Here is an 18271-nt window from a genome sequence, read left to right as displayed (position 1 = left end):
GCAAAGATAGCTCCGTTTCTGTTAACCACTATATGAAACAAATCTACTTATTTATCCCACCAAACTCGTGCAGTGAACGTATCTCCACCGCTGATAGCTGCTACCGCAGTTTTATAATTCTCAGGATTGTAAGATGGTTCAGATGATTTGTACGGAATTCTTCTCGGAATTGTTCCGTTAGAGAATCCGTTTGGATATACAACTGGAGTCAAGGTAGGGAAACCCGAACGACGCCAGTTAGACCAGTTTTCGATGAAATTGAAAGTGATACCAGTTGCTACCCAAATTTGCTCATTGATTTGCTTGATAGAAGCATCGGTTGAGCTAACATTCAATGGGTTTTTAACTAAGAAAGCATCCATTGCCGCTACTGCTTTTGCAATAGCCGCATCCGAACCAGCAGTTGGGTTAAACTGTGCCAATGAAGCAGCAGCAGCTTTCACACCATTTTTGTAGCGGTCAGCGGCAGTTGTTGCACCAACGTTCCAGCCTCTAACTTTCGCCTCAGCCAAGAGTAATTCGGTTTCAGCATAAGTCATCACGAAGTTTACACCACTTCTATCTACAAACACAGATGTACGTGGACGAGAATATTTCCCAACACGAGCCACATCAGCACCAGTACCTGAAGCACCAGGGTATTGAGGATGTTTAGCAATATCAGTACTGCCACCATTCAAATCATAGCCATTTGGAAGTCCAATTTGGATAGACTCAGTATTGTCACCTGCCAATGCTTGGTTGGTGTTGTTTATATAACCCGCTTGTGCTACTTCAGCAATTGCACCCAAACGTGGGTCGGCAGTTGCTTTTAAATAATCGATGAAAGTTTTGCTCCAACGAACCTCACGGTAATCGTCAGGCACTCTCAATGCACCACTTGTATTATTACCAGCAGTTGCATTATCAGTCAATACCTTAGCATTATCGTCGATGCTTGTAAAAACACCACCAGCAAAAGCTTTTTCAGCCCAAGTTTTGGCAGCAGCAGCATCTACTTTAGATAAACGCATTGCCAAACGCAACATCAACGAGTAACCAAATTTTTTCCATTTAGCAATATCACCACCGTACATTAAATCAGCAGTTGGTTTTGCTTTAGCAGTGCTAAGTGCAGTAATTGCTGCATCTAACTCGGTCAACATAGCAGGATAAATGCTTGATTGCGTATCGTATTTTGGAAGCGTGATTCCTTCCTTCGCTTTTAAAGCTTGAGTATAAGGAACATCGCCATAACAATCTGTAATGCGAGCCATGCAAAGCACTTTCATGATTGTACCAACGTTGTAAAGATTCGACATTTCTGGCTTATCTTTTACCAAATTCATCATTTCGTAAGACAACGAAGCAGCACGGTATGTTTCTTCGTGCACACGACCTTGGTACGCAACAAAGCTACCTGACGGAACATACTTATCGCCATTGCCATAATACGAGAATGTAGAAGCTAAAACCTGCGTCCACATACTTTGAAATAATAGCTGTGAATAGCCAGTATTTCCGTATTCAAACTGCGACTGAGACAAAAGGTAGTTAGGGTTGAAAACAGCCGCACTTGTGCGGTTGGGGTCAGTATTTATTTCTTCAAAGTTATCTGTACATGAAGAGAAAAATACGGTCAGAATTAATATATATCCTATTTTTTTCATTGTAAGCCTAATTTTAGAATTTAACATTTAGGTTCAAGCCATACGTGCGAGTCGATGGTAAACTGTTTCCTTCGATACCTGCATAATTAAGAACTGGAGAGAAGCCAGCCTCTGGGTCGATATTATCGGTGCGTCTCAATAAAGTGAGGAGATTTCTTCCTACTACTGATAATTCGATTCCTTTGATTGGAGTTTTACCCAAAATCTTAGGATTGAGCGAGTAGCTAAAAGTAACTTGACGAAGTTTGATGAAACTTCCATCCATTACGTTCAATGCTGAAATTCTACGTGCCAAGTTTTGGTAGTAATTTTGAGCTGGTACGTTTATGGTGTTTGTTGCACCATCTTTTGTTACACCAGCAGCTACTACACCTGTTTCACGACCTTCGAGTGTCATTTGGTTCAAACCACGGAAGATTGTGTAATAGTTTGTAGCCGAAAGCACTTTATTTCCAAAACGATAATCAAATAAGAATGATAAATTAAAGTTTTTGTAGCTAACCTCGTTATTGAAACCACCATAGAATTTAGGTAAAACCGAACCCATTGGCTTACGAGCCGATGCTTCTGGAACACCAGTTGCATCAACAATAATTCTGCCTTGTGCATCATAAACATAATCATTAGCCATGATTTGTGGGCCAGGCAAGCCTTTAATCAAAGCTGTATTAGCGTTTAATGGACGGTAAGTTCCTAAACCTAACTGTTGGTCAGCCGAGCCAGAACCGTTGATTTCAACGATTTTGTTTTTAATCCAAGTGAAGTTGAATGAAGTAGTCCATTTCAAACCACCTGTTTCAACAGGCACACCCATTACTAAAGCTTCTAAACCAGAGTTTTGAGTCGAACCAGTTCCGATTTGTTGGTTGCTGAAACCAGTTGCTTCTGATAACGAGCCACTAATGATTTCGTTATTAGTTTTACGATTGAAGTAAGCTAAATCGAGACCTAAACGATTTTTGTAGAACTTCAATTCTGTACCCAATTCAAATTCTGAAAGTGTATATGGTTTCAAGAATAAGTTTGGTAATGTACTGCTAAACGAACCAGTTGTGATACCCTGAATAGCCCCACCTACATTATAGTACTGAGATGTGCTATAAGGGCTTGCTGGCTCACCACTCACTACTGCATAAGATGCTCTGAATTTACCGTAGCTCAATTTTGAAGAATTTACTAATTCAGTAAAATCATAGCTCAACGAAACCGATGGCGTGAAAATTCCATAATTATCTACTGGTAAAGTTGAGAAAGCATCATAACGGCCAGTTGTCGATAAAATCAATTGGTTTTTGAAGTTAAAGTCGAGCGAGTAAAATGCCGAATTTGCTTGTCTTTCATTATAGCCGTAGTCACGGTTGAATGATAAAACGTTATATGGACTGTAGAAGAAAGGAATTACAAATGGACCACCACCTACACGAAGCATATCGTATTTGTTTTTACGAATAGCCGCACCTGCAATGGCATCAATTGAAAAGTCATCGACAACTTTGAAACTACCGCCTAAGATGGCCTCAGCATTTAATTCAGAGGTTGTAGATTTAGATAAATCATCCAATCCACCTTTTTGTCCATTTGAATACGCTGTACCCGTTGGTGTTACTTTAAATGTACCATCATTCAATAAGTCATAACCTAAACGTACTTGCCCGTAGATATTTTTCGTGATATCATATTTGGCAGTAATTGCCGAAAGAATACGCTTACGTTTTACATCATTTCTATAACGATTTACTACAAACCAAGGGTTGGTTACGTAAATATCATCGTTATACTGAGTTTCGTTACCATTTTCGGTGCTTGCATCAAAGCCAGGGGCTAATATAGATTGGTCAACGTTAGTTGCCAAGAAGTTTACGTTATTGGCATTCATTGGGCCATCGCTCAACTGTGGTTTGTTGGTAGTTTTTTCATCAACGTAATTTACCATCAAATCAACTTTGAGTTTCTGACCAAACTTTTGCGAGCCATTAAAGTTGAAAGTTCTACGGTCGAGCCCACTATTGCGAAGAATAGAGTTATTATCCAGATTCGCAAGTGATAAACGGAAGTTTCCTGTTTCATTACCGCTTGCAATAGCCAAAGAGTTTGTAATGGATGAACCAACACGGTAGAAATTGCTGATATTGTTTTTTACGGCAGAATATGGGTAGTTTTTGCCATCGAATTGGATAGTTGAAGAACCATCTAATTTCGAACCCCAGCTCAACATTCCACTATTTAAGGCACTAACAGTATTGGTTGGCTTTTGTCCGTTTAATCCCTGACCATATACATACTGATAATCTGTAAAGTTGATAGCTTGTTCGGCTACTGTATTGAGGTTATAATCAACCGACATTTTGCCTTTTTTACCAGATTTGGTAGTAATCAAAATTACACCATTGGCTGCTCTTGCACCATAAAGTGCCGATGCCGAAGCTCCTTTCAATACCGACATACTTTCGATGTCATCAGGGTTTAAGTTCGAGATACCGTCGCCGTTATCTGCACCACCCCACTCACCTGCACTACCTCTTTGTGTGTTGTCAATCGGCACACCATTTAATACGATTAGAGGAGAACTCGCAGTGAAACTTGCCATACCTCTCAATAAAATTCTTGCCGAAGACCCCGAACCACCATTTGTACCCGAGATATTCAAACCAGCCACACGGCCAGCCATTGAATAAGCTACGTTTGTTTCACGAGCTTTAGTCATCTGGTCGCCACTTACAGTTGTCACTGCATAACCAACTTTACGTGCTTCTTTCGAAATACCCAAAGCCGTTACGACTACTTCATTCAAAACACCCGTTTCTGGTGTCAAACTTACATTGATAACACTTGAATTTCCAACAGTTACGTTGCTTGGAGCAAAACCAATATAACTAAAAGTTAGTACACTTCCTTGAGCTGCCTCAATTGTGTACTCTCCTTTGTCATCAGAAATTGTTCCTTTTGTAGAACCCTTTACGGATACGTTTACGCCATAAAGTGCAGAACCTCCATCATCGGTTACTTTTCCTTTAATTTTCATGTTTTGGGCAAAACCCACAAACACAGAAAGAGAAAAGATGAAGGCATAAAAAAACTGTCGTAATGTTTTCTTCATACTTTTACTTAGGTTAATAAATTAGAATAAAAATTAGTTTTGAACTCATGGATAAATGTATTAATGCCTCAATAATTTTTTATTAATTTTTGATTAATGAATAAATACGTTTAAAGCTCATAACTATCTATTTTGTGGGAAAATAGCCTAAAATATGAAAAAACAAAGAAGATATAGGGTAAAAAATATTTTTTAAATTTTTTTAATAAACAAAATTCTGACCTTCCCAAAGTACATGTCTGATGTGCTTATGATTCTAAGATTTGCTTGTATGAGATGCTATATTCTTCTGAGTACAGACGTTGATAATCTTTTGCAAATTTCTCATAAGTGCTTTTAGCAAGCGTGTGTTTCCCTAAATGTACTAAAGCTCGGCATTTGAGCGACATCGCAATCTCATCGACTGAGTCAAACTTGAAGATGTTGTCAGCAATCTCTACGATTTCATCAGCATTATCATTGATGGTAAGTTTTTTAGAATATGCCAAGTATGAATCTATAACTTTATTCGATATTTCACCCTTAAAATCATCGAGCCATTCGTACTCAGTGTTCAACAAAAAGCTGCCACGATTGATGATTTCTGTCAGCGTATTTATTTGCTCAGTATTAAGCGTTTTTTTGGTAGTTGTTAGTTTTTGAAATTCATAATAATCGACATACACAAAGTTCGGGTCGAATATGATTTTCCAGTTACCCGTATCTTTAGTAATTTCAATTGATGGCAGTTGCTCAAAAATACTTTTAAGTTTTGTGATATTCACCGAACGGTTGTTTCTGGCACTATTAGTGGTTTTATCAAACCAAAACATTTCGTTTAATTGTGCAGAGTTGACGCCCTTACCCCACTTGATTGAATGAAGTAGGAGATACAAAAACATTTCTTTGAGTAGTGGCGTAAACTGATTAGTTATGTTTTGGCCTTGTGCATTTAGAAACTGAAAGCCACCAAAAAGCAATATCTGTCCTTTATGAATTGGTTCTTCATGGGTCACGATAGCTGGTAAACTTTCGATAACTGGTTGAATTTCACTAAGTTTTTCTTCGTCTATTCTTGGGGCAAATTGTGGCTCTGGTTTTTTTCGTTTCTTTCTGATTAAGGCTAAACTTACCATCAATAAAACTATCAAAAAAGGTACAATATATAGCAAGGCTTTGCCAAAACGCTGAAAGAAACTACTCTTTGCTTTGTTTACGATTGGAAGGTTTGACGGCGGAAAGTCAAGCGAATAGATGGTGACTTCGGTCGAGTCGGCCGGTGGGCGTTCGTGGAAACTTGTTACACAGAAAAGTTTGGAGTTGGCTTCATCAAAAAACAAATCGGCGGTGCTTGCTACATCTAAAAATTTGTACGGAATTTCTTTTGCAATTGGCTTAATTTCGGGTTTTGATAACGAACCTTCTATCAATTGAAGGCTTGAATTAAACTTCAGTTGATTATAAATTAAGCCGTAAAAAGAATCTCCTTCCTGCTTAATGATTAGTGAAGAAGCTACTGCAAACGGACTTTCGGGAGTTGTCAAGTCATATACTTTTCGAGCTGAATTGGTTTTCCAATCAATCTCAAATAGGTCATAATAGTTTTGTGGATTTAGGCCTTGGTCGCCTGTTTTTGAGCCAAATCCACCAAAAAGATAAGATTTGGTGGCGTTTTTATTTCCAAGCCCAAACATATATCGAGGTTCAATCACATCACCCTTTAAGTTCAGATTCGACCAAGTATTGGTTTGAAAGGAGTATTTTTGAATAATATTTTTGTATTTATATTGTCCATAACCGCCAATCAGAGCGAGGGCCGAGTCGTTGGGGTACACATACTTATTATGATGCCAAAATTCGGTAAGGTTATACTTTTCGTTGGGCGAAATATCCCAAGTGTTGTTGGTGGGATTGTACCCGAATATCTTCTTTTCGTTGAGTCTGATATTGACTTGCTTATTCTGAGTGGTCAGGAATAAGCCCAAGTCGCCAAAAGTAAATTTTTTGTGTTTCTGATTAAAGTCTCTTGATGTCAGAGAATCGTTGAGCGTTTTGTAGAAAAAAGTCTTTTGGTCGGTATTGATTATAAATTTTTGTTGTTTCGAGTCAAAACTAAAACTTACATTTCCTTTTACCTTGATTTGGGTCAGTTGTTTCCATTCATAGTGCTTACGAAGTAGCCACTGTGCATTTTTTGTGATAGCTTTTTGGCCACCAATAATATCAAACGTTTCGTTGCCGAAAATTTCTTTTAGGGGCCAATGATGCGTAGTTTCTGTACCTGATTTTAGAATAACGTTGCGGAGGTACATCGGTAGGCCATCGCTCGTCAGAAACTTAGGGTTAGAGCATTCGCCAAAATAAGCCTTGAAGCATTGCTTAAACTCAAAAGGAATATTGCCCGAGCCCAACAGTTGGTTGTTACAGAAAATCTGAATCTGAGATTTCTCGATTTTTATATTAAATTGGCTCCACTTCGTGTAAAGCGACACCGAATCTAACTGTTGATTGAGCTTTATATCTTTATCGCCCGAAATTATCCTAAAATTTTGTTGTTTTCCTTTCGAGTCTGACTGAAAAAGTAGGTCAATATTTTTATTATCTTCTGTAATAATTCTGAATACATACCCAAAGTACGAACTCACTTTCGGTTTAAATTTGAGTTCAAAACTTAAACTAAAACTATTTTTAGGGCAAATTGAGGCTTCATTGCCCAGCATTAATGTCGTACGTTTATCCGTTACAACTTCATGACCTAAAAACTCTAATCCATATTCTTGTGCGAATGTATCGAAAGTTAGAATATGAAAAAAAGTAATCAGTGTACAGAAAACTTTTAATTTATAGGTTAGTTTTGGCATTGGATACAAAGTAGATAAATAAACCCTGAAAGTTAACTACAAATTTATCAGTCATGGGCAATGATGCTAGTATAATCTGTAAATAAACATATTTTTTAATAATATTATTCAATTTTTAAAAAATATTACTATTTACTTAAAAACAAATTTACGCATTTTGTTTTAAGCAGTTGTTTGTTTATTTACATTTGAAATATACTATTGGCATGTTTAGCAAACCCCAAATGACACCTAAAGATATATTACTTCACCTACGAATCCCGTTTTCGTTTTTTTTGATGCCTGTTTATTGGTTTGCTATTAGCCAAACGCCAAACCTTGATAAAGAAAAAGCATTTTGGATTTTTATAATCTTACATATTTTTATTTATCCTGCCAGCAACGCCTACAATAGTTATTTCGATAAAGATGAAGGAAGCATTGGCGGACTCGAAAAACCACCCGCTGTTGATAAAAAACTCTTTTGGGTTTCGTGGGTAATTGATGTCTTGGCAGTCATTATTTGTTTTGTTGTGCTTGATTGGGTGTTTGCACTGATGATATTTGTGTACGGATTAGTGTCGAAAGCATACAGCGATGATAGAATCCGACTAAAAAAATATCCAATTTTGAGTTGGTTTATCGTCGGGCTGTTTCAAGGGGCATTTACTTATTTTTCGATAATAATGGTTTTTGATAAAAACATTGATAGCCTAAAAATGCAGCTTTTACCTGCTTCGATAAGTACCTTAATGCTTTGGGCGGTTTATCCGATGTCGCAGATTTATCAACACGAAGAAGATACCAAGCGAGGAGACAAAACGATGAGTATTCTGCTCGGAATCAAAGGGACGTTTGTATTCACTGCGATACTTTTTTCGGTTGCTTTTGCTGGGTTTTTCTATTATTTTACAGAAAATGAATTTATTATATTATCTCTTTTTAATCTACCGACACTTGCATTTTTTGGTTGGTGGTTTTTGAAGACTTTAAAAAATGAAAATCAAGCAAATTTCAAAAATACAATGTGGCTCAACCTGTTGGCTTCTGTTTGCCTAAATGGTTTTTATATTTGGTTGTGTATAAAATAAAGTCAAGAAATGAAAAAAGGTTGTCAGCAGAGCATACAACCTTTTTGAACCTTCCTCTTTTTTAACCAAAAACTACAACGACGATTTTATCGTCAACAATAATATTAGAATGAATAAGCATACATATAGAGCTTATCTTTCAATTCTTTTCTTGCAATGTGTATTCTGTTTTTCACAGTACCAATCGGAATACTCAATTTCTGAGCAATCTCATGGTACTTGAAACCTTTGAAGTGCATCATAAACGGCTGTCTGTATGCTTCATCAAGAGTTTCCACTGCATTATTTATATCTTCCATCGCAAACGATGAATATGCATCATTATCAACCAAACTTTCTGTGCTGTTGATATAATGAAGATTATCGGTTGTATCAATAAATGTATTCTTTCTTACCATACGCTGATAGTTCGTAATGAACGTATTCTTCATAATGGTATAAAGCCATGCTTTTAAATTTGTGCCATCTGAATATTTATCACGATTCAAAAAAGCTTTCATGAGCGTATCCTGTAATAAATCATTGGCATCTTCGTGGTCTTTTGTAAGCCTAATGGCAAAAGGCTTTAATGACTTTGATGTTTTTGATATAGCGTAATTAAATTCGAGAGTGGTCATAGCTTTGTTTATTTTTGTTGAAACAAAGTTAAACAAAATATATTTATTAAACCAAATTTTTGTCTAAAAAAAAATAAAAAATATTAAACAAAACTTCTGGTGTCTCTAAATTGTTGGCAATTATGCCCTCTATTTGAGTATTTATACTCATTTTTTGAGTCTGAACAATTAAATTGTCGAAAATACACTTGTTTAATCTATTGTCGTTAAACATAAACAGTAGTGTGTCTCTATAAAAGTATATATACGTTGAAACCTTCGATTTAGATTTTTCTGAAGCCAAATTTTTTCTAAATTTGATTAAACAAACTTCTATTCAACAATAATTATGTTAAAACTCGGATTTGTAAGTGCTATTTTAGCCGATTTTGGCTTCGAGCATGTGGTTGATTTTGCGGCAAAGCATGGTTTTTCATGCCTCGAAATGATGTGTTGGCCAACAGAGGGTGGCGAAACTCGACGTTATGCGGGTGTCACGCATATTGATGTCGATAAACTTGATCCTCAACAAGTAAAATATATAAAGTCGTTTCTGAGCGAAAAAAATATTAGTATTTCGGGCTTGGGCTATTATCCTAATCCTTTGGATGCTGATAAAAAGAAATCAGAATTTTACATAGAGCATATCAAAAAAGTTATTAGGGCCTGTAATACGCTTGGGGTACCTGTCATGAATACTTTTATCGGGCGTGACCCAAAAAAGAATATTGAAGATAATCTGAAGACTTTCAAGAAACTATGGAAGCCTATCATCGAAACAGCCGAACAGGAGGGAATAAAGATTGGTATAGAAAATTGCCCAATGTTTTTTACGAACGATGAGTGGCCAGGTGGAAAAAACCTAGCCATAAGCCCTGCGGTGTGGGATAGAATGTTTGAGACTTTCAAAACTCCACTTTTCGGACTAAACTACGACCCCTCGCACATGATTTTTCAGATGATGGACGAAATCAAGCCCATCTATCAATATAAAGACCGCCTGCATCACATACATTTGAAAGACGTAAAAGTATATCATGAGAAATTGGATAGAGTAGGGATTTTGGCCAATCCGCTCGAATATCACTCACCAAAACTCCCAGGTTTGGGCGATGTTCGTTGGGGAAAATTCTTTGCAGCTCTCACCGATGTGCGTTATCGTGGGCCAGTTGTAATCGAAGTAGAAGATAAAGCTTACGAAGGAAGTCTTGATGATATAACCAAGGCAATTTTGCAAAGTAGAAATTATATTCGTCAGTATTTGCCTTAGTTAATTTTGAATGAATGATAGAATGAGAGAATAAATAAAAGCCTTCAAAAATATAAATTTTGAAGGCTTTTATATTTATCATTTTACATTAAACATTATCAATGTCCGCCACCCATCGGAATCTTCACATCGGTATCTGCTTTCTTGGCTTTTATCATGACGGTAGCAATTGCGGCTATCAATAAAAGTACACCCGCAAACATAATGGCGTTTCGTGGGTCGTTATTCAGAAAGTTTTTCAAGATGTAGCCAAATGTTAGCGTCTGAATCAACATCGGAATCACAATCATCATATTGATAATTCCCATATAAACACCGTAGCGTTCTTTCGGAATTTCGCTCACAACAATCAGATACGGAATCCCCATCATACTTGCCCAACCGATACCAAAACCCGTAATGGCAGGGAAGAGCATAAATTTGTTCTGAACCATCGAAAAGGCTACAAAGCCAATACCCGCCAACACCAAGCAAAAAGCATGAACAATTTTGGCCGAATATTGCTTAGCAAAACGAGCCAAACTGAAGGCTACCAAAAACATTACTACATTATACCAGCCATTTACCCAGCCCGTCCAGCTGACAGCTTGCGAATATAGGTCAGGATTATCTTTTGGTGTGGCATTCCATACTGAAAGAGCAACGCTTTTTGATGAATTTTGCCAATAACAGAATAAAGCATACCACTGAAATAGGTAAACCAAACTTAATTGCCACATAACTTTGGGCATATCTCTGATGGCCGAAAAAATATCAATAAACGGCGAAAAAACATTTAAGGGGTTGCGTTTCATTTCCTCCAATTCTTCTTCACTTGGTGGAATTTCGGGTGTTCGGCTCGTACTCCACAGAATCGAACCAATCGAGCAAACGGCTCCCAAAAAGAACGAAGCATAAACCCACGTTGGCAACGCCCCCGCCGTTCCGACGAATATCGCAGGAAAAATAGCAATCGAAAGGTTAGATAGGGTTTGGCCTAAACCTGTAAAAAAGCTTTGTGCCTGAAAACCCGTAGGCTGCTGCGAGGCATCGAGTTTGTCGGCGATAAAAGCACGATATGGCTCCATGGCCGTATTGTTTCCTACGTCTAAAATCCAGAGAAGCCCAGCGGCCATCCATAAAGAACTACTAAACGGATAAGCAAATAAAGCCAAACTACACATGATGGCTCCAATCAGGAAATAGGGTTTACGTCGGCCAAAACGTGGCGACCAAGTTTTATCAGACATGGCTCCGATAATGGGTTGAACCAAAAGTCCCGTCATTGGGCCTGCCAGATTGAGCAACGGAATTTCGTCAGGGCTTGCTCCCAGAAAATCATAAATCGGATTGACAGCACTTTGTTGAAGACCAAAACTATACTGAATGCCAAAGAACCCGACATTCATATTAATGATTTGTGAAAAACTCAGTTTAGGTTTTGAAAACTGCATTTGATTCTTTTTTAGGTTAAAGTAAGTAATAGCACAAAGTAAAGAAAAAATTTAATTTTTCTGAAGACAATCTTAAAAATCAAAGAAAAAGAAATCCTGTTAATCTTAAAATCGAATAAATCTGTCTCACTTTTTGATGGTAGGAAACTCGTCGATTCCGAGCGTAGTTAACAGTGGGTTTAGGGTCTTTGTTGTGATTATTACCTGAAAAAACTTAACCTTCATGGCATCGAAATCGCACACAAATTTGTTTTTGACTTTAAGTGTTCGGTAAACAGCGGTATAGTTTACTTTTTTTTGCTCCCAACCATTTACTGCCAGATTTGTTTGCACACATTCGATGGCTCGTTTGAGGTTAGAAAAATAAACCACAAAAGGTTCACGTTTTCGTACTTCGCTCAGAGAGCCAATATAATTAATCGTTACTTCGTAAATAATTGATTGACGCATGAAAATCGTAGGAAATGTATAGCAGTAAGAAAATTAGCTGGTTTGATTTGTTAGCTTAAATATTTGTTTCATCAACATCCATTTTTCACCAGGTTTGGCCATTGGTAGGGCTTGTTGGAATTTCCACACAAATTCCTCCCATTCTTGTACTTTAGGATTATCGGCGTCCATTTCTGATTTTCTATCAAACGAAAAATCATCTTCGGTTTCCATAATCATAAACAACCGATTGCCGATTCTGTAAATCTCCATTTCGGTGATGCCTGCATCCGTAATGCTCTTGGCAATTTCATCGGCGATGCGTTCGTGTAATTTTTCATATTCGGCAATCAGAGTTGGGTCGTCAACTAAATCAAGGGCAAGCGTATAGCGTTTCATCGTGAAAAAATGGGGGATTTTTTGAATAAAATTTTAGATATAATTAATTGATAATCAGAGTTTTTATGATTGACCGGAAATGTTTTTTAGTTTTCCTACAATATTTTTCGTAAAAAACGTTTGAAATTAAATAGATTTTTTCGTTATTTCATTTGAGAAGTAAATTTTTGTTATACTTTTGCAGCCTTAAATTTTTTGTAACACTAAAAGGAATAAAGACTATGTATTGGACACTCGAACTTGCGTCGTATTTGGAGGACGCTCCGTGGCCCGCTACAAAAGATGAGTTGATAGATTTTTCGATTCGTTCGGGAGCACCCATTGAAGTTATTGAAAACCTACAAGAACTTGAGGACGACGGACAACCGTACGAGAGCATTGAGGAGATTTGGCCAGATTACCCGACCAAAGATGACTTTTTCTTTAATGAAGATGAATATTAAACAGAGTTTCTGATTCGGTAGCGTATTCGGATTTTTATTTATTGCAAAGCAACAGTTAGCCATTCTAATTGTTGCTTTGTTGTTTCTACACTTTAACTTCCTTTCACTCATGAATATTCTACAAATTTTTATCGGGATTTTGGTTTTGGCTTTGATTGTGTTTGCTTGTTTACCCAAGAAAAAAGCCAAAGAATATACTCTTCGATATGACATCGGTAAGCCTAACGGCAAAATGGAAATGCCCAATGACTTGAAAGAGATTTCGGGTTTATCGTTCTACAAAGAAAATCAGCTTGCCTGCGTAAACGACGAAAAAGGAACAGTTTTTATCTATGATTTGACTTCGCAGAAAGTTGTGGAATCCATCGACATTGGTAAAAATGGCGACTACGAAGGCATTGAGGTGGTGGATGATGAAATTTTTATTATGAAAAGCAATGGTAAAATCAAAGGTTTCAAAATTAGCGATGGCTCAGAAAGAAAAATTGATTGCTCGGATAAAGATGTGAAAGAATACGAAGGATTGAGTTATCACCCGCAAACCCGAAGCCTTTTACTCGTAACGAAAGAGAAAGACAAGGATAAAAACGATAAAAAGACCATTTATGCTTATTCTCTGGCCACCGAAAAATTCGATAAATATCTGACTATTGATGAAGATATGATAAAAAGCAGCGATGGCAAGAAAACTTTTGCACCATCGGGTATTGCTATACACCCAGTTACGGGCGAAATTTTTGTGATATCTTCACAAGGCAAAAAACTCTTAATATTATCTTCGGAAGGGGAAAAAAATACCCTCATCGAACTCGACCCCGAGACTTTCGTTCAGCCCGAAGGTATCTGTTTTACTCCAAATGGTGATTTATATATTTCGTCAGAAGGGACTGATTCTAATGGTTATATACTAAAATTTTCATTTTTTTAATAATTTTTTTGTATTGGTTTTTTACAGAAAGAAATTGGCCATTTAGTGTTATTTTGTTGGAATAATACAATTACAGATTTTAAAAATTCAACAAGTGTTCATCTTTTTACAAAAAAAGTTAAACAAAAATTGAGGTGTTCTGTTATTATTGCATTGTTCAACTTAAAATAATAATACCTATCATGTACAATTTATTCCTAAACATCGTCAACATCGACGGCAAAGACCCAGTATCATTCACGTTCTTTACCGGCTACATGGCCATGCTTGCCGCATCAGTATTTTTCTTGTTTGAAAGAGGAAGTGTTGATGGCAAATGGAAAACCTCTCTTTTAGTTTCGGGCTTAATCACTGGTATCGCAGCGGTTCACTATTACTACATGAGAGATTTCTATGGAGCAACGGGCGAAACACCAGTAGCTTTACGTTACATTGACTGGACACTTACAGTACCATTGATGTGTGTTGAGTTTTATTTATTGCTCAAGCCAGCAGGTGCAAAACCAGCTTTCATGTGGAAACTCATCGGAGCTTCGGTTTTAATGTTGGTAGCAGGTTACATCGGTGAGGCTTTCAATCCAACAGCTTCAACGAGTCACTCTGTGATGTGGGGCGTAATCTCAACCATTGGATATGTTTATGTACTTTATTCGGCATGGGCTGGCGAGGCAAAGCAATTGGCTGCTTCTTCAAATTCTGCTTCAGTAAAGTCTGGAATTCAAGCGTTAGCTTGGTTTGTACTGGCTGGTTGGGCTATTTATCCAATCGGCTATATGGCTGGCCCTGGTGGTTGGTTAGGACCAGATGGTGCAGGTTTGTTTGAAACCAAAGACTTAAATTTATTTTATAACATTGCTGATGCAATCAATAAAATAGGTTTTGGTTTAGTGGTTTATAACATTGCAACTACTGAGTCTAAAAAAGCTTTCGCTTAAAATGATTTAATATTCTGCCCGAAAATCTATGATGGTTTTTGGGCAGAATGCTTTTCTCTCTCTTCGTACAATCAGTTTCTTTTTCTGCTAAATACTCAAAACTAATGAGAATTATCCTCTTGTTTGTAGGCTTTGCTATGCTGTTTGTGCATCATTATATTCAGCCTATTTCGGTAGAAGGCCAATTTTTGGCGTTTGCAACTGGTATTTTATTTCTGGGCATTCCGCACGGAGCGGCCGATTTATTGGTAGCTAATCAGAATGCCAATAGCGAGAAAAAACGCTTTTCGATGTTATTCTTTTTTACCAACTACCTGGGCAGGCTCGTTGGTTTTGGTGCAATTCTTTGGTTTTTTCCTTTGATTGGAAATATTCTGTTCATCTTCCTTGCGGCCTATCATTTTGGTGAAACTGATTTACATCGCTTCAGAACTGACACTCTTTGGGGTAAGATTTTGGTTATGAACTACGGCTTGGTTATTCTAAGCATAATTCTGATGCCTAACTTTAATGAAGTTCGACCGATACTTTTACTATTCAAAGCTGGTTCTGATAATCTAGCATTTATCAATTGGCTGGATTCGCACCGAATTGGCTTAATTCTCTCGGCAGTTTTCTTGTTTTTGGTAAGTGTGATTATTTATTTCAGAAAAAACAAAGAGCTTGCTTTTTCTGAAAACAGGTATTTCTCCATACAGTTTCTGCTGATTTTGGTCATCCTATACAATCTTCCGATGGTGCTGGGCTTTACTTTTTATTTTGTAATCTGGCATTCAACACTTTCACTCAAAAATATTACTTCTTATCTCCGAAAAAATAGCAACTTTAATACCGCCAACCGAGTCATTCGGCAAATTGTATTTTACAGCCTATTGGCCATTGGTGGAATTCTGATTTTTGGCTTTACGGGCTTTATGTTTATCAATAACAATGCAATAATGGCCTACAGCTTTTTGGGGCTTGCGGTTCTGACTGCTCCGCACATGCAGGTCATGCACGATATGTACCACAAAATTCGGCTCAATCGTAATGCCTGAATGCAATCTTGATTTGTTTTTGTACTTTTACCAAGTAAACTTCAAAAACAATCAATTATGAGAATAATTCTAACCCTTATCTTCATTTCAAACTTAGTTTTTGCCCAAATTGGCAAAGAAAAAGTATTAGTAACAGACCTTATCCGAATCAAACAAATTGGCTCTATCAACATTGCTCCCGATGGAAAAAAAGCCATTTACTCGCTCCGAACTTCCGAACCAAGCGAAGAAAACAAGCTTGAATATGAGTATCGTACACATTTATTTTTGACTGATTTTCAGACAGTTAGACAGCTTACTCGTGGAGTTGAAAGTGTAAATAATGGTGTTTGGTCGCCTGATAGTAAACAAATTGCATTTGCAAGATATACGAAAGGCAAATCTCAGATTTTTGTTATGCCGCTCGATGGTGGCGAGGCTTTTCAGCTAACTGATTCAAAATACGGTGCTTCAAATCCGAATTGGTCGAAAGATGGTTCAAAAATCTCGTTCAGCGTCGGCCTTTCTCTGACCGAACTCTTGAAAGACTCTGTACTGAATCCATCGAAAGGCATTCCTGCTTGGTCTTTAGAAAAACCTGGTTTTGCCAAAAATGAGTTTTTAAAGCCCACCAAAGGTGTAAAACCAAATCCTGATGGTACAATCGAAGAAATCAGAGCGTATTTAGAGAAAGATGTCGAAGATAAAAAAGCGAAAGTTATCAATCGTCTTACTTTCCAAGGAGAAGCCACTACTCAACCAGAGCTAAATTTCTCGCATATCTACACAATCGAAGTAAAAGAAGGGGCAAAAGCCACGCCTCTTACTACGGGTTTCAGGAGTTATGGCGGTGGAGCATGGCTACCAGATGGACAAATTGCGGTACAGACGGCTCTCGATTCACTACTCCACCCAGACCGTGAACAAGATAATAGAGTTTTGGTAATGAACGCTGATGGTTCTAACCGTAAAATGATTTTGGGTGAAAAAGGAAAATCATTCGGCGGAGTAACGTGGTCGCCTGACGGAAAAAGCATTGTTTATACAAAATCAAACTCGCAAGGTGTAAATATTGGCGAACTCTACATTGCCAAAGCCGATGGGTCGAATCCACAATTAATTAAGTTCGACCGTTCGGCGAGTGGACTAACGTGGTCGAAAGACATGAAGTATGTTTATTTTACGGCACAATCAAACGGTGGACAACCGATTTATAGAATTGATGTTGCGAGTAAAAAAGTAGAGCAGCTGACTGATTTTGAGTCGGGAATTTTAGCGTTTGATTTATCTGCCGATAAGATTCTTTATTCTAAAACCGAAGTAGCAAATCCCAATGAGCTGTATGTGGCCGATTTACAGATGAAAAATCCAGTAAAATTGACTTCGGTAAATGATTGGGTAAAAAACAAAGCATTGAGTTTTCCTGAAAAACGAATCTATACCAACTCAAAAGGCCAGAAAGTAGAATATTGGATAATGAAGCCAACTAATTTAGAAGCGGGCAAAAAGTATCCACTTTTATTGAATATGCACGGCGGTCCAACTGCCATGTGGGGGCCAGGCGAGTTTTCGATGTGGCATGAGCATCAGTACTTTTGTTCGCAAGGCTATGGCGTGGTTTATGCCAATCCACGTGGTTCGGGTGGTTATGGCTTAGATTTCATGCGTGCTAATATCAAAGATTGGGGAACTGGCCCAACTGAAGATGTTCTCGCTGCCGCAACTGATGCAGCGAAGTCTTCGTGGGTCGATACTTCACGCCAAGTAATTACAGGTGGCTCGTATGCAGGTTATCTGACCGCTTGGATTGTTGCTCACGACCACCGTTTTAAAGCAGCTTTTGCTCAGCGTGGCGTTTATGACCTTACGACATTTTTAGGCGAAGGAAACGCATGGCGTTTGATTCCGAGTTATTTCAATTATCCTTGGAATGATACGCAAGAAAAAGTATTAGAAACCAATTCTCCTTATACATTCGTTGACAAAATTCGTACACCTTTGCTCATCAAACACGGCGAAAATGACCTTCGCACGGGCGTAATTCAAAGCGAAATGATGTACAAATCAATGAAAATCATGGGCAAAGAAGTAGAATACGTAAGAATGCCAGGAGGCACACACGAACTTTCACGCACAGGAAATGTTCGCCAAAGAATCGACCGTATG

The 18271-nt window shown here is 37.7% G+C and carries 14 protein-coding genes; 7 read left to right on the top strand and 7 right to left on the bottom strand.

Features of this window, described 5'->3' with window-relative positions; all coding sequences use genetic code 11:
* Positions 1 to 47: 47 nt before the first annotated feature.
* The 3 genes from ACOVO2_RS07020 to ACOVO2_RS07010 all read right to left on the bottom strand — a co-directional run bounded on the left by ACOVO2_RS07020 (position 48) and on the right by ACOVO2_RS07010 (position 7586).
* The gene (locus ACOVO2_RS07020; RefSeq protein ID WP_421769286.1) at positions 48 to 1649 is read right to left on the bottom strand and encodes a SusD/RagB family nutrient-binding outer membrane lipoprotein; all 1602 of its coding nucleotides are present in this window, start codon (positions 1647 to 1649) and stop codon (positions 48 to 50) included.
* Positions 1650 to 1662: 13 nt separating this feature from the next.
* Positions 1663 to 4746, bottom strand: a complete 3084-nt coding sequence (locus ACOVO2_RS07015; protein WP_421769285.1) for a SusC/RagA family TonB-linked outer membrane protein — start codon at positions 4744 to 4746, stop codon at positions 1663 to 1665.
* A gap of 248 nt (positions 4747 to 4994) precedes the next feature.
* Positions 4995 to 7586, bottom strand: coding sequence for a hypothetical protein (locus ACOVO2_RS07010; RefSeq protein WP_421769284.1), 2592 nt, complete (start codon positions 7584 to 7586; stop codon positions 4995 to 4997).
* Between the two features lie 224 nt (positions 7587 to 7810).
* On the opposite strand from ACOVO2_RS07010, the gene ACOVO2_RS07005 reads away from it, so the two are divergent.
* Positions 7811 to 8656, top strand: a complete 846-nt coding sequence (locus ACOVO2_RS07005; RefSeq protein ID WP_421769283.1) for a UbiA family prenyltransferase — start codon at positions 7811 to 7813, stop codon at positions 8654 to 8656.
* A gap of 104 nt (positions 8657 to 8760) precedes the next feature.
* Here the strand turns inward: ACOVO2_RS07005 and ACOVO2_RS07000 are convergent, their stop codons facing one another.
* The gene (locus tag ACOVO2_RS07000) at positions 8761 to 9273 is read right to left on the bottom strand and encodes an RNA polymerase sigma factor (RefSeq protein WP_421769282.1); all 513 of its coding nucleotides are present in this window, start codon (positions 9271 to 9273) and stop codon (positions 8761 to 8763) included.
* A gap of 328 nt (positions 9274 to 9601) precedes the next feature.
* Between ACOVO2_RS07000 and ACOVO2_RS06995 the strand changes: the two genes are divergently transcribed.
* Complete coding sequence (locus ACOVO2_RS06995) at positions 9602 to 10522, top strand: sugar phosphate isomerase/epimerase family protein (protein WP_421769281.1); 921 nt, start codon at positions 9602 to 9604, stop codon at positions 10520 to 10522.
* A gap of 98 nt (positions 10523 to 10620) precedes the next feature.
* Here ACOVO2_RS06995 and ACOVO2_RS06990 read toward each other — a convergent pair whose 3' ends face one another.
* From ACOVO2_RS06990 to ACOVO2_RS06980, 3 genes are all read right to left on the bottom strand, one after another.
* Positions 10621 to 11955, bottom strand: a complete 1335-nt coding sequence (locus ACOVO2_RS06990; RefSeq protein WP_421769280.1) for an MFS transporter — start codon at positions 11953 to 11955, stop codon at positions 10621 to 10623.
* 126 nt (positions 11956 to 12081) lie between these two features.
* Positions 12082 to 12405, bottom strand: coding sequence for a hypothetical protein (locus ACOVO2_RS06985; protein ID WP_421769279.1), 324 nt, complete (start codon positions 12403 to 12405; stop codon positions 12082 to 12084).
* Positions 12406 to 12438: 33 nt separating this feature from the next.
* The gene (locus ACOVO2_RS06980) at positions 12439 to 12783 is read right to left on the bottom strand and encodes an L-rhamnose mutarotase (RefSeq protein ID WP_421769278.1); all 345 of its coding nucleotides are present in this window, start codon (positions 12781 to 12783) and stop codon (positions 12439 to 12441) included.
* Positions 12784 to 13004: 221 nt separating this feature from the next.
* Between ACOVO2_RS06980 and ACOVO2_RS06975 the strand changes: the two genes are divergently transcribed.
* The 5 genes from ACOVO2_RS06975 to ACOVO2_RS06955 form a co-directional block, all read left to right on the top strand.
* Positions 13005 to 13226: a DUF2795 domain-containing protein gene (locus tag ACOVO2_RS06975; protein ID WP_015028821.1), complete on the top strand. Its 222-nt coding sequence runs from the start codon at positions 13005 to 13007 to the stop codon at positions 13224 to 13226.
* A gap of 109 nt (positions 13227 to 13335) precedes the next feature.
* Positions 13336 to 14154, top strand: coding sequence for an SdiA-regulated domain-containing protein (locus tag ACOVO2_RS06970; RefSeq protein ID WP_421769277.1), 819 nt, complete (start codon positions 13336 to 13338; stop codon positions 14152 to 14154).
* A 182-nt stretch (positions 14155 to 14336) separates the two neighbouring features.
* Positions 14337 to 15089 carry a bacteriorhodopsin-like gene (locus ACOVO2_RS06965; RefSeq protein WP_421769276.1) on the top strand — a complete coding sequence of 251 codons (753 nt, stop codon included), beginning with the start codon at positions 14337 to 14339 and terminating at the stop codon, positions 15087 to 15089.
* A 104-nt stretch (positions 15090 to 15193) separates the two neighbouring features.
* The gene (locus tag ACOVO2_RS06960) at positions 15194 to 16126 is read left to right on the top strand and encodes a Brp/Blh family beta-carotene 15,15'-dioxygenase (protein WP_421769275.1); all 933 of its coding nucleotides are present in this window, start codon (positions 15194 to 15196) and stop codon (positions 16124 to 16126) included.
* A 57-nt stretch (positions 16127 to 16183) separates the two neighbouring features.
* Positions 16184 to 18271, top strand: a 2088-nt coding sequence (locus ACOVO2_RS06955; RefSeq protein ID WP_421769274.1) for a S9 family peptidase, incomplete at its 3' end; no start/stop codon positions are given.

Source organism: Emticicia sp., assembly GCF_049241225.1.
In the GTDB taxonomy this organism is placed as follows: Bacteria; Bacteroidota; Bacteroidia; order Cytophagales; family Spirosomataceae; genus Emticicia.
This window is presented reverse-complemented; position numbering and strand designations above follow the sequence as displayed.

What these genes read in the sequence shown, in the direction of transcription:
- ACOVO2_RS07020 (WP_421769286.1), bottom strand. Translation starts at nt 1,649, where the DNA reads ATGAAAAAAATAGGATATATATTAATTCTGACCGTATTTTTCTCTTCA.
- ACOVO2_RS07015 (WP_421769285.1), bottom strand. Translation starts at nt 4,746, where the DNA reads ATGAAGAAAACATTACGACAGTTTTTTTATGCCTTCATCTTTTCTCTT.
- ACOVO2_RS07010 (WP_421769284.1), bottom strand. Translation starts at nt 7,586, where the DNA reads ATGCCAAAACTAACCTATAAATTAAAAGTTTTCTGTACACTGATTACT.
- ACOVO2_RS07005 (WP_421769283.1), top strand. Translation starts at nt 7,811, where the DNA reads ATGACACCTAAAGATATATTACTTCACCTACGAATCCCGTTTTCGTTT.
- ACOVO2_RS07000 (WP_421769282.1), bottom strand. Translation starts at nt 9,273, where the DNA reads ATGACCACTCTCGAATTTAATTACGCTATATCAAAAACATCAAAGTCA.
- ACOVO2_RS06995 (WP_421769281.1), top strand. Translation starts at nt 9,602, where the DNA reads ATGTTAAAACTCGGATTTGTAAGTGCTATTTTAGCCGATTTTGGCTTC.
- ACOVO2_RS06990 (WP_421769280.1), bottom strand. Translation starts at nt 11,955, where the DNA reads ATGCAGTTTTCAAAACCTAAACTGAGTTTTTCACAAATCATTAATATG.
- ACOVO2_RS06985 (WP_421769279.1), bottom strand. Translation starts at nt 12,405, where the DNA reads ATGCGTCAATCAATTATTTACGAAGTAACGATTAATTATATTGGCTCT.
- ACOVO2_RS06980 (WP_421769278.1), bottom strand. Translation starts at nt 12,783, where the DNA reads ATGAAACGCTATACGCTTGCCCTTGATTTAGTTGACGACCCAACTCTG.
- ACOVO2_RS06975 (WP_015028821.1), top strand. Translation starts at nt 13,005, where the DNA reads ATGTATTGGACACTCGAACTTGCGTCGTATTTGGAGGACGCTCCGTGG.
- ACOVO2_RS06970 (WP_421769277.1), top strand. Translation starts at nt 13,336, where the DNA reads ATGAATATTCTACAAATTTTTATCGGGATTTTGGTTTTGGCTTTGATT.
- ACOVO2_RS06965 (WP_421769276.1), top strand. Translation starts at nt 14,337, where the DNA reads ATGTACAATTTATTCCTAAACATCGTCAACATCGACGGCAAAGACCCA.
- ACOVO2_RS06960 (WP_421769275.1), top strand. Translation starts at nt 15,194, where the DNA reads ATGAGAATTATCCTCTTGTTTGTAGGCTTTGCTATGCTGTTTGTGCAT.